Annotated in this window: 11 protein-coding genes; 9 read left to right on the top strand and 2 right to left on the bottom strand. The window is 69.5% G+C overall.

The annotated features are described in order from the left end of the window. Positions 1-13: 13 nt before the first annotated feature. Positions 14-802, bottom strand: a complete 789-nt coding sequence (locus tag OOJ91_RS08140) for an IclR family transcriptional regulator (RefSeq protein ID WP_266244010.1) — start codon at positions 800-802, stop codon at positions 14-16. A 285-nt stretch (positions 803-1087) separates the two neighbouring features. Here OOJ91_RS08140 and OOJ91_RS08135 point away from each other — a divergent pair, with 285 nt between their 5' ends. Beyond that, on the top strand, positions 1088-2296 hold the full coding sequence (locus OOJ91_RS08135) for a fumarylacetoacetate hydrolase family protein (protein WP_266244009.1): 1209 nt from the start codon (positions 1088-1090) through the stop codon (positions 2294-2296). After that, positions 2293-3810 carry an aldehyde dehydrogenase family protein gene (locus OOJ91_RS08130; RefSeq protein WP_266244008.1) on the top strand — a complete coding sequence of 506 codons (1518 nt, stop codon included), beginning with the start codon at positions 2293-2295 and terminating at the stop codon, positions 3808-3810. Before OOJ91_RS08135 ends, OOJ91_RS08130 begins: the two co-directional genes overlap by 4 nt. Before the next feature lie 218 nt (positions 3811-4028). On the opposite strand, the gene arfA is transcribed toward OOJ91_RS08130, so the two are convergent. Beyond that, the gene (arfA, locus tag OOJ91_RS08125; protein WP_266244007.1) at positions 4029-5552 is read right to left on the bottom strand and encodes an arabinosylfuranosidase ArfA; all 1524 of its coding nucleotides are present in this window, start codon (positions 5550-5552) and stop codon (positions 4029-4031) included. Between the two features lie 596 nt (positions 5553-6148). Between arfA and OOJ91_RS08120 the strand changes: the two genes are divergently transcribed. The 7 genes from OOJ91_RS08120 to OOJ91_RS08090 all read left to right on the top strand — a co-directional run bounded on the left by OOJ91_RS08120 (position 6149) and on the right by OOJ91_RS08090 (position 15743). Further along, positions 6149-7171, top strand: coding sequence for a LacI family DNA-binding transcriptional regulator (locus OOJ91_RS08120; RefSeq protein WP_266244006.1), 1023 nt, complete (start codon positions 6149-6151; stop codon positions 7169-7171). Between the two features lie 170 nt (positions 7172-7341). Continuing rightward, the gene (locus OOJ91_RS08115; RefSeq protein ID WP_266244004.1) at positions 7342-9525 is read left to right on the top strand and encodes an alpha/beta hydrolase; all 2184 of its coding nucleotides are present in this window, start codon (positions 7342-7344) and stop codon (positions 9523-9525) included. 102 nt (positions 9526-9627) lie between these two features. Next, positions 9628-10968 (top strand): ABC transporter substrate-binding protein, encoded by a 1341-nt coding sequence (locus tag OOJ91_RS08110; RefSeq protein ID WP_266244003.1) that lies wholly within the window; start codon positions 9628-9630, stop codon positions 10966-10968. 76 nt (positions 10969-11044) lie between these two features. Next, a complete protein-coding gene (locus tag OOJ91_RS08105) occupies positions 11045-11986 on the top strand; it encodes a carbohydrate ABC transporter permease (protein ID WP_266244002.1) in 942 nt (313 codons plus the stop codon). Continuing rightward, positions 11986-12870 carry a carbohydrate ABC transporter permease gene (locus tag OOJ91_RS08100; RefSeq protein WP_266244001.1) on the top strand — a complete coding sequence of 295 codons (885 nt, stop codon included), beginning with the start codon at positions 11986-11988 and terminating at the stop codon, positions 12868-12870. The genes OOJ91_RS08105 and OOJ91_RS08100 overlap by 1 nt, the downstream gene beginning before the upstream one ends. 49 nt (positions 12871-12919) lie before the next feature. Beyond that, entirely contained in the window at positions 12920-14647 is a 1728-nt protein-coding gene (locus OOJ91_RS08095; protein WP_266243999.1) for an IlvD/Edd family dehydratase, read from the top strand. 76 nt (positions 14648-14723) lie between these two features. Beyond that, positions 14724-15743 (top strand): LacI family DNA-binding transcriptional regulator, encoded by a 1020-nt coding sequence (locus OOJ91_RS08090; protein ID WP_266243998.1) that lies wholly within the window; start codon positions 14724-14726, stop codon positions 15741-15743. Positions 15744-15810: the final 67 nt, after the last annotated feature.

The raw sequence follows: 15810 nt of genomic DNA, 5'->3' as shown, positions 1-15810 counted from the left end.
GGACCACGCGTGGTCAGGTCGCGGACCGGCCGTCACCGTCCGGGTTCGCGGAGGGCCGCGGGTAACCGAGTTCGTACGAGATCTGGCTGGCCGTCTCCCGCAGGAGCGGAAGGTTGCTCCTCAGTTGGCCGAGGCTCGCGATGACCTCGATCGCCGTGATCGACACGGCGGCGATGACCTGACCTCGTGAGTCCCGGATCGGTGCGGCCACGCACAGCACGTACGCGTCGTGTTCGCCGTTGTCCACGGCCCAGCCGCGTTCGTGGATGTGGGCGAGTTCGGCTTCGAGGGAATCGTGGTCGGTGAGTGTGGTGTCGGTGAACCTCTCGAAGACGACGTGGGAGAGGAGCCTGTCGCGTTCCTCGCGAGGCAGGTGGGCCAGGATCGTCTTGCCCACCGCGCTCGCGTAGATGGACACCGCGCGCCCGATCCGCGAGGGCAGCTTGACGGCGTCGAACGCCGGACTGTCCACCTTGTCGATATAGATGATCTCGTCGCCGGTCAGTTGGGCCAGGTGCACCGTGTGGCCGGTTTCGCGTTGCAGCGCACGGAGGTGCGCGGCGGCGGGCTGGCGCAGGTCCATCGAGCCAAGCGCGAGTTCGGAAAGCTCGATCAGCCCGCTACCGAGCACGTAGGTGCCCGCACCGGTCCGGCGGACGAAGCGCGCCGATTCCAGTGTCTGCAGGATCCGCAGGGCCGTGGACTTGTGGACGCCGAGCACGTCGGCGGCCTCCGTCAGGGACAGCGGGTGCTCGGCCGATCGACGGATGAGGTCGATCGCGCGGCGTATCGATTGCGCCAAGGCTGCGTCTCCCCTCGCACGACGGGCAGCACGGTCGCTGCCATTGCATCATGTGCAATCGACACGACGCAATGCGCAATCATCACTTGACACCGTTGCACATGTCGCTACGATCGTTGCAATTTCATTCGTTTACGCCAACGTGTAACAGTGGAGTGACGATGGGTAGGCAGCGCGCCCTTACGCCCGCAACGGGTACGTGTTCACCGTGACGTTCGTCGTCATTCCGGACCTGCGGCCGGCCCCCGTCGGCGCCGCGACCCCCGTCGACCTGGCGAGCGGCTCATGACGGTGCCACGGCCCCGAGGGGCGGGCGCCGACGCGGACTGGGTCGGGACGGCCGCCGAGGCGTTGCCGGCCGATGAGGACGGCGTTCTCATCGGCCGGATCTGGGACCCCACAGTCGACGGCCCCACGCCCGTGGCCGTCCGGAACGGCGAGGTCATCGACCTCAGCCACCGCTTCCCGACCGTCCGGGACATCTGTGAGCTGCCCGACCCCGCCGCGACCGTGGCCGGGCTCGACGGGGCGCGGCTGGGCGACTTCGGGGAGATCCTGGCCAACACGGGGGCCGCGACCCGGGACCGTGGCCTGCCCTGGCTGCTCGCCCCGGTCGACCTCCAGGCGCTCAAGGCCGCGGGCGTGACCTTCCCCATCTCGATGATCGAACGCGTCATCGAGGAACGGGCACGGGGAGACCTGGCGCTCGCGGCGGACATCAGGCAACGGATGTTCGCCGACATCGGTGTGGACCTGCACAACCTGGAACCCGGCTCGGCCGAGGCGGACCGGCTCAAGAGCCTGCTGGTCGCCGAGGGCATGTGGAGTCAGTATCTGGAGGTGGGGATCGGCCCGGACGCCGAGATCTTCACCAAGGGGCAGATCCTCTCCGCCGTCGGCACCGCCGTGGACGTAGGCGTGCTCGCCGCCTCGACCTGGAACAACCCGGAGCCCGAGGTCACGCTCGTCGTCGCGTCCAACGGCCGGATCGTCGGCGCCACCCTCGGCAACGACGTGAACCTGCGCGACATCGAGGGCCGCTCGGCGCTCCTGCTCCCCCTGGCGAAGGACAACAACGCCTCCTGCGCCCTCGGCCCCCTGATCCGGCTCTTCGACGACCGGTTCGGAATGGATCGGGTGCGCGAGCTCGAGGTGCGCCTGGAGGTCCGTGGCGTGGACGGCTTCCTGCTGGAGGCGGTCTCCGAGATGACCCGGATGTCGCGCGACCCGGAGGACCTGGTGCGCCAGTTGATCGGCCCGCACCACAGCTATCCCGATGGCGCCGCCCTGATGCTCGGCACCATGTTCGCGCCCATCCAGGACCGGGACCGCCCCGGTGAGGGCTTCACCCACAAGGTCGACGACGTGGTACGGATCAGCTGCCCGGCGCTCGGCACCCTGGTCAACCGGGTGCGGCGGGCCGAGGAGTGCGAGCCCTGGCACTTCGGCGTCCGCGATCTCATGGGCAATCTGGTAAGGAGAGGACTGCTGTGAACGTGGTCAGCACGGTCGATCCGCGCGACGGCCGGCGTCGCGCGACGGATCTCACCGAGACCGACGAGTCCCGGCTGGAGGTGATCGTCGACCAGGCGTCCCGGGCGACGCGGTGGTTGGCCGGCCTCGGGAGGCTCGGCCGGGCGGACCTGCTGGACGCGGTCGCCGCGTCGCTTGAGGCCCGTCGGGTGGACCTGGTCGCCGCCGCCGAGGCGGAGACCGGGCTGGCCCACGCGCGGCTCGACCAGGAACTCACCAGGGCCGCGGTCCAGTTCCGGATGTTCGGCGACGTGCTGCGCGACGGGGCGTACGTCGAGGCGGCCATCGACCACGCCGCCGACACGCCGCTCGGCCCCGGCCCGGACGTGCGGCGGATGCTCGTGCCCCTCGGGCCTGTCGCCGTCTTCGGAGCCAGCAACTTCCCGTTCGCCTTCTCGATCGCCGGCGGTGACACGGCCGCCGCGCTCGCCGCCGGCTGTCCCGCGGTCCTGAAGGCCCACCCGTCCCACCCGTTGACCTCGCACGCCTCCGCCGCCGCGATCGGGTCGGCCGTGCGAGACCTGGGCGGGCCGGAGGGTGTCATCGCGACCGTGTACGGGGAGCAGGCCGGCCGTTCGCTGGTGCGTCACCCCGCGATCCGCGCGGCCGCCCTGACCGGTTCGGTCAAGGCCGCCCGCGCCATCCAGGCGGCCATCGACGAACGACCCGACCCCATTCCGCTGTACGCCGAACTGAGCAGCGTGAACCCGATCGTCGTCCTGCCCGACGCCGCCGCCGACCGGTCCGACCAGATCGCCGAGGGGCTGTTCGCCTCGTTCACCGCCTCCGGCGGTCAGCTCTGCACCAAGCCCGGCCTGGCGTTCATCCCGACGGGTCGGGGCGGTGACCGGCTTGTCGAGACTCTGCGGGAGAAGGTCGCCACCTCGGGCGGCACGGTCCTGCTCAACGAGCGCATCCGGGACGCGTACGAGAGCCGGGCCGCGGAGTTCGAACGGGCCGGCGCCCGGGTGTCGGCGCGGCCCCAGGTCGACCCCGGCGCGGGCTTCACCGCCGCACCGCGGCTCCTGGAGGTCGACCTGCCGGGACTGACCGCCGAGATCGCCGACGAGTGCTTCGGCCCGCTCATGGTGGTGGTCAGGTATCACGATGTCGGCGACCTCGACGCCGCGCTGAACGCCGTCCCGCCGTCGCTGACCGGCTCCGTCCATCGCGGCCCGGGTGACGAGGCCGACGTCGTACGCCTGTTGGTCGACGTGCTCGCCGCCCGCGCGGGTCGCATCGTCTTCGACGGCTATCCCACAGGTGTACGGGTGTCGTGGGCCCAGCACCACGGTGGACCCTGGCCGTCGACGAACGCGGTGCACACGTCGGTGGGCGCGACGTCGATCCGACGGTTCCTCCGCCCGTTGGCGTGGCAGGACGCCCCGGCCTGGGTGCTTCCCGAGGAGTTGCGCGACGAGTACGCCGCCATTCCCCGACGCGTCGACGGGAGGTTGACGCCAGCGGCCGAATAATTGCGTCCACAGCTCTCTCGCGCGTGCGTTTCCGGGCCACCCGCGACAGATGTCGCTGAAACGCGCCGGAATGGTTGTCGGAGTGATTTTCCGATCCGATCTTCCGACCCGTTATGGCCGTCATCGCAATTCCTGGTTCTGCTGACGTACTCCCTGTGATGAGGAAATCCCGGCCGCGCGCCCCCGGGTCAAACCAGGGGGCGCGCGGCCGGGGCGGCTTACGGGGTCACGTCGGTCGCGTGGAGCCGCAGCATGGTCCAGGACGCGGGCGGAAGAGTCAGCTGGACGCTGGCGTCGCGGCCCCGAGCCGTGTCGTTGGGACGCGGCTCGGCGTGGTCCGGCCCGTCGGCGGTGTTCTTGGCATCGAGGTCCGCGCCGCCGACCGTGACGCACTCGATGATCCCGCCCACCTGGGCGCCGACGACGTCGACTGTCACCTCGGCCGGAGTGTCGACGACCCGGTTGACGAGGAACACGGTCATCTCCCGGGTGTCGTCGTCCCAGGTGGAGACCGCGTCGACCGCGTCGACCGTGCCGTAGCGGTCGGTGGTCGTCGTGGTGCTGTCGCGGAGCACGTCGAGAACCGCGCCCCGGGCGTGCCGGGCCGTGCGGGCGAAGGGATGGAAGATGGTCTGCCGCCAGGCGGGGCCGCCCGGTTCGGTCATGATCGGGGCGATGACGTTCACCAGTTGGGCCTGGCACGCCGCGGTCACCCGGTCGCTGTGCCGCAGCAGGCTGATGAGCAGGCCACCGACGACGACGGCGTCGGCCACGCTGTAGTGGTCCTCAAGCAGGGGCGGCGCGACCGGCCAGTCCTCGCCGCTCGGCGGGGTGGACGGAGCTGCGGACTGGTACCAGACGTTCCACTCGTCGAACGCGATCATGATCTTCTTGGTTGACCGGCGGATCGCGCCTACCGAGTCGGCGATGGCGGTGACGGCGTCGATGTAGGCGTCCATGTCCTCGGCCGAGGCGAGGAAGCTGGGCAGGTCGTCGTCGACGGGCTGGTAGTAGGCGTGCAGCGAGATCAGGTCGACGTCTTCGTACGCCTCGGTCAGCACGTCGCGCTCCCAGCTGCCGAAGGTGGGCATGCCGAGGTGGGACGAGCCGCAGGCGACGAGTTCGAGGTCCGGGTCGAATCGGCGCATGGCCTTCGCGGTCTGCGCGGCGAGCCGCCCGTACTCGGTCGCGCTGCGCTGGCCCACCTGCCACGGGCCGTCCATCTCGTTGCCCAGGCACCACAGCCTGATCCCGTACGGGTCGGCGGCGCCGTTCTCGCGGCGCTTGTCGGCGAGGTGACTCCCCGCGCGGTGGTTGGCGTACTCCAGCAGGTCGACGGCCTCCGCGGTGCCGCGGGTGCCGAGGTTGACCGCCATGATCGGGTCGACGCCGGCCTTGCCGACCCAGCGCATGAACTCGTCGAGCCCGAAGGCGTTTGTCTCCAGACTGTGCCAGGCGAGGTCGAGCCGGGCGGGTCGTTCGTCGACCGGGCCGACGCCGTCCTCCCAGCGGTAGGAGGAGACGAAGTTGCCACCCGGGTAGCGAACCGTGGTCACGCCCAGTTCACGGACGAGCGCGAGGACGTCGCCTCGGAAGCCGTCCGCGTCGGCGGTCGGGTGGCCCGGCTCGTGGATTCCGCCGTAGACACTGCGGCCCAGGTGCTCGACGAACGAGCCGAAGAGCCGGCGCGGCACCGGCGCGACGCGTCGGCGTGGATCGAGGAGCAGGCGCGCGGTGTTCACGACAGTCCTCCCTGCTGGTTTCGACGGGGCCGGACCGGCAGCGCGGCGCGGTGGTGGTGGGTGTTCAGGGCGGGCTCCTTCGTGCGGGGCCCCGACGTCGAGATCTCCGTCGCGGTGCCGGGACCGAGGGGGGTGGTGGGTCGGTGCGAGCTCTGGACATCGCCATGATCGTCGGTTACGTTCTCGATCTATGTAAACGTTACCGATCACGTTTGCGGCAGGGAACACGGTGGCCGTCACCAATGTTCGCGTCGGGCGGCCGCACGCCACGCGGGTGTCGTGGGCCCCGGGCTCGTGCCGGCGCCGTACTCGTACACGGGCGTCCGGGAATGGTTCCTGACGGAGAGTGCCGTCCCGTTGTCATCGGGTGGAGCCGTCGCGGAATGGCGATCCACTCAGGCCGCCGGAGTGGCGGCCGTCCGCGTTCCGCGCATCGGTTATCGAGGTGGGAAGTCCACCCTGTGAGCATCCCGTTAGGACCTTCCGATCCGGGTTCTCGTGCCGGTGAAGGAGTCTTGTGTTCGTAATCGTCGTCCGTTACGTTGGCAACATCCTGGAAACGTAACCGATAACGATTGCAGTCCAGAGAGAGCGGCATGATCGAAGCCAATGCGCCGGTGACAATGAGTGATGTCGCCCGGGTCGCCGGCGTTTCCACAGCCACCGTCTCGCGGGTCGTCAACGGGCATTACGGCGTCAGCGCCCGCACGATCGCCCAGGTGCGGACAGCGATCGAGCAGCTCGGCTACGAGTCGAGCCTGGTGGCATCGAGCCTCCGGCGCAGCCGCACAAACGTGCTGGGCCTCGTGGCGCACAGCTTCCAGTCGTACACGGCCGAGGTGCTCAAGGGGGTCATGAAGGCCCTGAGCCGCTCGGGCTTCGACCTCATCATCTACGCCAACAGCGACCTCTACGGGTCGTACTCGGAGGGCTGGGAGCAGCGGCATCTGACCCGGCTGTCGGGCACCCTCACCGACGGGTGCATCGTCGTCACGCCCTGGGGTGAGGTACGCAGCCGGACACCCGTCGTGGCCATCGACCCGGTGCGAGGTTCGACGGCGCCCTCGGTCACGGCCGACAACCTCGTGGGCGCCACCACCGCGGTCGAGCACCTGCTCGGCCTGGGCCATCGGCGCATCGGGTTCATCGCGGGCCGCGACAGTCTGGCCTCGGCGTGGTCGCGTGAGGAGGGCTACCGGGCCGCGCTGACCGAGGCCGGCGTCCCGGTCGACCCGACGTTTGTCGGCAGGGGGGACTTCAACCCCGAGTCGGCAGTTCCGTTGGCGCGTGCCCTGCTGCAACGAGCGGACCGGCCGTCGGCGATCTTCGCGGCGAGCGACGGGATGGCCCTCAAGGTCCTGGAGGTCGCCAGGGAGTTGGGCCTCGCCGTCCCCGGGGACCTGTCAGTCGTCGGGTTCGACAACATCCCGGAGTCGGCGCTGACCGAGCCGGGTCTGACAACCGTGGACCAGTCGATGTACCAGCTCGGGTACGAGGCCGCGCGGATGCTCAAGTCACTGGTGACCGGCGAGTGGGACGAGCCCCACCAGATAGTGCTTCCGACAAGCCTCGTGGTCCGCAGCTCGACCGCGCCGCCGAACAGCGCGGCACGACCGTGACGTCAGTCGACGGGCACCAGGACCGGGTCGCTCCCGACGGAGTGATCAGGTCGGGCGCATCCGTGGCAGGAGCGGGAAGGAGGTGCACGCACCACGCACGGCGAGATCCACCGATGAGTTGAGCCGGCCAGCGGGTCGCATCCGCTGCCGGCACATGAGAGGAGTGGAGCGTGACAACCGCACATTATCACGGGCGCCTACGCCGTCCGGGCGTACGCCGGCGGGTCTCGGCGGCGTTCACCGCCGGAGTCGTCGCCGTCGCGGCGGCCCTGCTCGCCCCGCAACCCGCGACGGCGGACACGCCGTGGCTGGACGTCTCCCAGGACCGCTACGCCTCGTTCGCCGTCCCGGCGGCCTACGTCCAGGAGAAGCTGGGCGCCGTCTCGCAGGTCGTCGTCGAGGGCAACTTCGGGCCGTCCGCCAGCTGGGCGGAATTCGGTCTGACACGTCGCGGTGACGTGTGGTCGGGTGTGCTCGGCGCGCTCGCGCCGGGTCTGTACCAGTACCAGGTCACCGCCGACGACACGAAGTCCATCAAGGACCCGACGAACAGCACGAGCGTGGCGTCCAACCCGCTGCTGAGCACCTTCCTGGTCGCGGGTGACTCGGCGCGGTGGCTGGCCGACGCGCCGGCCGGCACCGGCGGGAAGATCGACACGCTTACCTACCGCACCAGGAACGCGCAGCGCTCCGCCCTGGTCTGGACGCCACCGGGGTACGCGGCCAAGGGGCCGAAGGGTTACCCGGTGCTCCTCCTGCGGTCGGGCGCCGGCGCTGCCGCCACCGACTGGTTCGACCTCGGCAGGTCGAAGCAGATCCTCGACAACCTCTCGGCCGCGCGCGCCATCAGCCCGATGGTGGTGGTGATCAGTGACGCCGACGCCTCGGACGACAAGGAGTTGACGGACCTCCGGAAGGCTGTCGCCGACACCTACCGGGTCCTTCGCGATCAGGCACACCAGGCAATCGCGGGCGTGGCCGACGGTGGCACGCAGGCGCTGCGGGCCGCTCTCGCCAAGCCGGGTCAGTTCGGCTACGTCGGGTCGTTCTCGGGCACGTCGGCTCCGACGATCGACCGGAAGCACGCCACGGCGACCAACCGCGGCGTCAAGCTGCTGCGCCTCTACACGGGCAACGTCACCGATCCCGCGTACAACCCCACCTACCGGCTGATGAAGGCGCTGGATCGCGCCGATGTCCGGTTCGAGTTCGACGGGGTCAAGCCGGACGGCGGCGCGAACTGGACCACCTGGCAGGAGAACCTGGTCGACTTCCTGCCGCGGCTGTTCCGGCACGTGTCCGACCACCGGCCCAGCCCCGGTCACCAGAAGCTGCGGCGGGAGTTCACCCCGCCGCCGGCCGGCACCACGCCGACGCCGTTCGTCAGCGAGGGCGGGTTCGTCACCTTCGAGACCACCACCGAGTTCACCGACGCCCAGCACGTCACGGTGTGGGCCAACATCGCGCCGGGCGGCAGTTGGCTGCGCGTGCCGATGACGCGCGACGGCGACCGGTGGCGGGCGACGGTCGGCCCGCTGAAGCCCTGGTTCTACTACTACCGGCTGATCGTGGACCGGGTCGCGGTCAAGGACACCTCCAACCCGACCTCTGTGACCTCCGAACCGATGTGGAGCACCTTCTTCCTCCCGGGGCCGGGCGCCCGACTGCTGTCGGACGTGCCCGCCGGTCGGGGCGGAACCGTCGAGAGCATGACCTACCCCAGCTCGGTGGCCGGTCAGGACCGCACCGCGCTGGTGTGGACCCCACCCGGGTACGACAGGGGTCGAGCACAGCCGTACCCGGTCCTCTATCTCCAGCACGGCAGCGGCCAGAGCTACACCGACTGGGTCGAGATGGGCCGCGCCAAGCAGATCCTCGACCACCAGTTCCTCGACGGCGACCTCACGCCGATGGTCGTCGTGATGGGCAACGGCAACTCGTCGAACTTCAACCGGGAACTGTTGGAGAACATCGTGCCGACGGCCCGTGCCCGCTACCACATCTCCAGCGATCCGTCGCAGCAGGCGCTCGCCGGCCTGTCGATGGGCGGCGGGCAGGCGCTCGGGGTGCTGAAGGCATACCCGGGGGAGTTCGCGTACGTCGCGGCCCTCTCGGCCGGGTTCGGCAACGGCGCCGGCGTCGACGTCGAGGCGATCAACAGCGGGACGAAGATGCTGCGCCTGTACGTGGGCGACCAGACCGACTTCGTCCACCCGAGCTTCATGGCGTCACTGACCACGCTTGACACCCTCGGTATCCGCTACGAGTTCGACGGGGTCACCCCCGGACCGCACGGCTGGGACGTGTGGCAGAAGAACCTCATCGACCTGGCTCCGCGTCTGTTCAAGCGCTAGGAGCCCCTTCCGGCGACGCCACCGGGAGCAGGTTCTCCTGCCCCGGTGGCGGCCGCCGGCGCAGGGATGCCCGCACCGCCACCTTCGAAGGGAACCATCTCAATGAAGAGAAGACGCTTACTCGCCACGGTGGCCATGCTCGCGGCCGGGAGCGGCCTGGTCGCCTGCTCCTCCGACGAGGGCGGCAGCGACGCGAGCAACTGCACGAACACCATCACCAAGCAGAACGTGCCGGTCGTGACGATGTGGGGCTGGTACCCCAACACCCAGCTCGTCGTGGACAACTTCAACAAGCAGCACGACGACGTGCAGGTCTGCTGGACCAACGTCGGGCAGGGCGGCGACGAGTACGACAAGTTCCAGACGGCCATCTCGGCGGGCACCGGAGCGCCCGACGTGATCATGGTCGAGGCGGACCGGATCCCGACCTTCCAGATCCAGGGCGCGCTCGTCGACATCAAGCAGTACGGCTACGACGCGGTGAAGGCCAACTACGGCGAGGGCGCCTGGAAGGACGTGTCGGTCGGCGACGCGGTCTACGGCGTGCCTGTCGACGGTGGCCCGATGGGCATGATCTACCGCAAGGACATCTTCGACAAGTACAAGATCACCCCGCCGAAGACCTGGGCCGAGTACGAGCAGGCCGCGCAGAAGGTGAAGGACGCCGGTGGCCCGCTCTTCGGCGACCTCGGCGCGAACGTACCGGCGGTCCTGATGGCGCTGCAGATCCAGAGGGGCGCCGCGCCCTTCACCTTCGATCCGACGCAGCCGAAGTCGATAGGCGTGAAGCTCAACGACCAGGCATCCAAGGACGTGCTTGACTACTGGGGCGGCCTCGCCAAGAAGGGCCTGGTCGGCACGCAGGACCAGTTCACCCCGGAGTACATCTCCGGCGTGATCAACGGCAACTACGCGACGTACATCTCGGCGGCCTGGGCGCCCGGCTACCTCACCGGCGCGGGTGTCGGTAAGGGTCAGGACACCGGCACGTTCGCGGTGGCGCCGCTGCCGCAGTGGGATCCGGCGAACCCGGTGCAGGTCAACTGGGGTGGGTCGGCCTTCTCGGTGACCAAGCAGGCGAAGAAGCCGGAGCTGGCGGCGAAGGTCGCCTACGGGCTCTACGCCGACAAGGAGTCGCTCACCGACGGCTGGACCAACCAGATCATCTTCCCGCTGAACCTCGCGGCGCTCAAGGATCCGGCGTTCGTCGACCTGAAGGTGGCGTTCTTCGGCGGGCAGCAGGCGAACAAGGAGGTCTACCTTCCCGCCGCCGAGGCCTACAAGGGTGTCGCCTACGCGCCCTTCGGCCAGTACTACCTCGACGCCGTGACGAAGCAGGTGAGCGAGATCATCAAGGGTTCGGTCACCGGTTCGCAGGCCGCCGACAAGATCCAGGAGGACGTGGCGAAGTACGCCAAGGAACAGGGCTTCACCGTCCAGTGACCGGATGGGTGGGCCGCGCCGGCAACTGCGGCCGGCCCACCCACGACCCCCAGCGTCCACGTCCCGGAGACCACAGATGACACTCCTGACCGAGAAGCGCGCACGGCGTCGTCAGCATGAGACGCGCAAGATCCGTGGCAAGGTGCACCTCCGCGAGCACCTGATGGGGTGGCTCTTCGTCGGGCCGTTCGCGGTCGTCTTCGTGGCGTTCCTCATCGCGCCGCTGACGTACGCGTTGTACCTCAGTCTCTTCCAGAAGAAGCTGATCGGCGGCACCAGCTTCGTCCTCTTCGACAACTACGTGAAGGCGTTCACCGACCCGAGCTTCCTGTCCGGGGCGTGGTTCGTTCTCCGCTTCTCGCTCGTCTCCATCCCGCTGCAGATCGGCATCGCGCTCGTCCTGGCCCTCATCCTGGACGCGGTGACCACCCTGTTTGCGCGCTTCTCCCGCCTCATGATCTTTCTTCCGTACGCGATCCCGACAGTCATCGGGGCCGTGATGTGGGGGTTCCTCTACAGCAAGGGCTTCGGCCCGCTCACCGACATCTTCGGGCTGTTCGGCGCCACCGCACCCGACTTCCTGGGCAGTGACCTGATCTTCTACGGCCTGCTCAACGTCGTCACCTGGCAGTGGGCCGGCTACTACATGATCATCCTGTACGCGGCGTTGCAGGGTGTCGACCCGACGCTCTACGAGGCCGCCCGGATGGACGGCGCCGGACGATGGCAGATCGCGACGCGCATCAAGATCCCGCTGATCGCCCCCGCGCTGATCCTGATCCTGGTCTTCTCGCTCATCGGCACCCTGCAGTTCTTCAACGAGCCCCAGATCCTGCGCTACCTCGCCGCGGGCACGATCGGGACCGACTTCACGCCCAACATGTACGCGTACCAGCAGGCGTTCTCGCTCGCCAACTTCAACTACGGGTCCGCGATCTCGTTCGCCCTCGGCGGCATCGTGTTCATCTGCGTGTACGCCTTCCTGTTCTTCACCCGCAAGCGGAGGAGCTTCCTGTGATGGCCGACCGCACACGCGTCCGCGCAGGTGCCCGCCGCCCCCAGCGCTACCTCCCTCTGCAGATCCTCCTCGGCTTCCTGGTGATCTACTTCCTCGTGCCGTTCTGGTGGGTCATCGTCAACTCCTCGAAGGACGCGCCGGGCCTGTTCGGCGGCGGCAACACGCTGTGGTTCACCGACCAGATCGACTACGTCGGCAACCTCAGACAGCTCTTCACCTACGACGGTGGCATCTACCTTCGGTGGATCCTCAACTCCACGCTGTACGCCGTCGCCGGCGGGATCGGCGCCACCGTCCTGGCGGTCATGGCCGGCTACGGGTTCGCCAAGTACCGGTTCGCCGCGCGCCGCTTCAGCTTCGCCGTGGTGCTCGGCGCGCTCATGGTGCCCGCCACCGCACTGGTCATCCCGACCTTCATCATGTTCTCCCGGCTCGGCCTGACGAACACGGTCTGGGCGGTGATCCTCCCGTCGCTGCTCAACCCGTTCGGCGTCTACCTGATGCACGTGTACGCCCGCGACGCGGTGCCCGACGAGCTCCTCGACGCGGCGCGGGTCGACGGCGCGGGAGAGGTGCGGACGTTCCTCCAGATCGCCCTTCCGCTGATGCGCCCCGCGGTGGTCACCGTGCTGCTCCTGTCGGCCGTGGCGTCCTGGAACAACTACTTCCTGCCCCTGGCCATGCTCTCCGACAACCGGCTCTTCCCGGTGACTGTCGGCCTCGGCCTCTGGCAGGGGATCGCCTCCGCGAACAACTCGGGAGGCACCTCGCTGTGGAGCCTCATCATCCTGGGCTCGCTCGTGTCCGTGATCCCACTTGTCATCGCGTTCTTCAGCCTGCAACGACACTGGCGCGGCGGACTGTCCGTCGGGGGCCTCCGGTAGGACCGCCCTTCCGCCAGCCACGCGTACGGACGAACAGAGAGGTGTGCTGATGTCGACGACGGATCGGTCGCTGCGCAGCGGGCAGTGGTTCGGTGCGGAGGGCCGCAACGGCTTCATCCATCGGTCCTGGATGCGTAACCAGGGTTTCGCGGACGACGTCTTCGACGGTCGCCCGGTGATCGGCATCGCCACCACCTGGTCGGAGCTGACGCCCTGCAACGCCCACCTGCGCGACCTGGCCGAATCGGTGAAACGGGGCGTGTGGGAGAGCGGCGGCCTGCCGCTGGAGTTCCCGGCGATGAGCCTGGGCGAGCCGCTCATGCGACCCACCACCATGCTCTACCGCAACCTGTTGGCGATGGAGTTGGAGGAGTCGGTCCGCGCCAACCCGCTCGACGGGGTGGTCCTGCTCTCCGGCTGTGACAAGACCACCCCCGGCCTGCTGATGGGGGCCGCGAGCGTCGACCTGCCGACGCTGATGTTGACCGGCGGCCCGATGCTCAACGGCAAGTTCCGCGGCCAGGACATCGGCTCCGGCACTGTCGTCTGGCGCTTCACCGAGGAGATGCGGGCGGGCCGGATGACCGCTGCCGACTGCGCCGAGGCGGAGGTCGGCATGTCCCGCAGTCGAGGCCACTGCATGACGATGGGTACGGCGTCCACCATGGCCTGCGTGACCGAGGCGCTTGGCGTGCAACTGCCGGGCGCGGCCGCCGTGCCGGCGGTCGACTCCCGGCGGTACGCGCTCGCGCAGGCCGCCGGACGTCGGATCGTCACGATGGTCGAGCAGGACCAGCGGTTGTCCTCGGTGCTCACCCGGGAGGCGTTCGAGAACGCCATTCGGGTCAACGCCGCGATCGGCGGCTCCACCAACGCGGTCGTGCACCTGCTCGCGATCGCCGGACGCCTCGGCGTCCCCCTGTCGCTCGAAGACTTCGACACCCTCACCGCCGACGTGCCGATGCTCGTCAACCTCATGCCGTCCGGGGCGTACCTGATGGAGGACTTCGCCTACGCGGGCGGCCTTCCGGTGGTGATGAGGGAACTCGCCCCGCTGCTGCACATGGACCACGTCACCGTCAGTGGCAGGAGCGTGGCCGAGAACGTCGACGGCGCCCAGTGCTGGAACCGGGACGTCATCGGCACCCTGGAGGAGCCGTTCCAGCCCGCCGGCTCGGGCACCGTCGTGCTGCGCGGGTCGCTCGCGCCGTCCGGGGCGGTGCTGAAGGTCTCCGCCGCCTCCGCGCACCTGCTCACGCACACCGGCCCGGCGCTCGTCTTCGACCGGATCGAGGAGTACGTCGTCGCCGCCGACGACCCGGACCTCGACGTCACAGCCGACACGGTGATCGTCGTCCGCAACGCCGGACCGCGCGGCTACCCCGGCTTTCCGGAGGTGGGCAACGTGCCGATGCCCCGCCGGTTGCTCGCCGACGGCATCACGGACATGGTGCGGATCTCGGACGCCCGCATGAGCGGCACCGGCTATGGGACGTGCGTCCTGCACGTGGCGCCCGAGGCGTCCGTGGGCGGCCCCCTCGCGCTGGTGCGCACCGGCGACCTGATCAGCGTCGACGTCACCGCACGCCGCCTGGACCTCCTGGTCGACGACGTGGAACTCGCCGAACGCCGGTCTGGCTGGGCGCCGCCGAAGCCGGTGGCCGACCGTGGTTGGGTGCGGCTGTACAGCGAGCATGTTCTCCAGGCCGACAGCGGCGCGGACCTCGACTTCCTCGTCGGTGGCAGCGGCAGCGCGGTGCCCCGTCACTCACACTGAGTGCCGGGGACCAGACGAGGAACCGACTCATGGAAGAACGGACGGCCCGCCAGTGCGAGTTCACACGGAGAAAGCGGTGACGGCCGCCCATCGGCCACCGGTCATGGCGGACGTCGCCCGCCTGGCGGGCGTGTCGCACCAGACGGTGTCCCGGGTCATCAACGGGGCGCCCGCCATCAGGCGCGAGACGCGGGAGCGGGTTCTCGAGGCCATCCGACGGCTCGACTACCGCCCCAACACCGCAGCCCGCGCGTTGGTCCGCGGCCGGTCCGGGATGATCGGCATCATCGGCACGGCCCGGACGCTGTTCGGTCCGACGAGCATCCACCGCAGTGTCGAGGATGCCGCCCGCGCCGCCGGCTACTTCGCCACCTCGGTGAGCCTCTCCGAGGTGACGGTACGGGCGCTCAGCGACGCCACCGAACACCTCATGCGCGTCGGCGTGGAAGGCGTCGTGATGATCGCCGGCAACGACGAGGCGCTCGAGGTGGTGCGGATGACCCGGTCCGGCGTCCCCTTCGTCGTGGTGGAGGGCGACCTGTCCAGGGCCAGCGTCACCGTCGGCGTCGACCAGGTGCTCGGCGCCCGGATGGCGACCGACCACCTGCTCGGCCTCGGACACCGGGAGATCGTGCACGTGTCCGGCCCGCTCAACTGGGCGGAGGCGCGCGCCCGTCGCGACGGCTGGCGCGCGGCGATGACCGCGGCGGGCCTACGCCCGCCCGAGCCGGTCCAGGGCGACTGGAGGGCGCACAGCGGCTACGTCGCCGGGCTGCGAGTCTGCGAGATGCCCGGGACCACAGCGGTCTTCGCCGCAAACGACCAGATGGCCATCGGTGTGCTGCGCGCGCTGCACGAGCGTGGGCGGCGAGTGCCACAGGACATCTCCGTCGTCGGATTCGACGACGTCCCCGAGGCGGCCTATCTGATCCCGCCGTTGACCACGATCCAGCAGGACTTCGACGCGGTCGGTCGACGGGCCATCACGGCCGTCACCCAGGCCATCGACGACACGGTGCCGCAGCCCCTGCCGTTGGTCGTCCCCACACTCGTGGTGCGGCAGAGCACAGCGCCGCTGGCCGGCGCCGGCACGTGAGCGACGGTGGCCGGCCACACGCGTCTCACGCTGCCGGCCCGGACAGCGGCCGTCCTGCCCTGGACGG

The organism is Micromonospora lupini (assembly GCF_026342015.1).
Taxonomy (GTDB): Bacteria; Actinomycetota; Actinomycetes; order Mycobacteriales; family Micromonosporaceae; genus Micromonospora; species Micromonospora lupini_B.
Note: the sequence above shows the minus strand (reverse complement) of the source record. Positions and strands in the feature narration are given on the sequence as shown.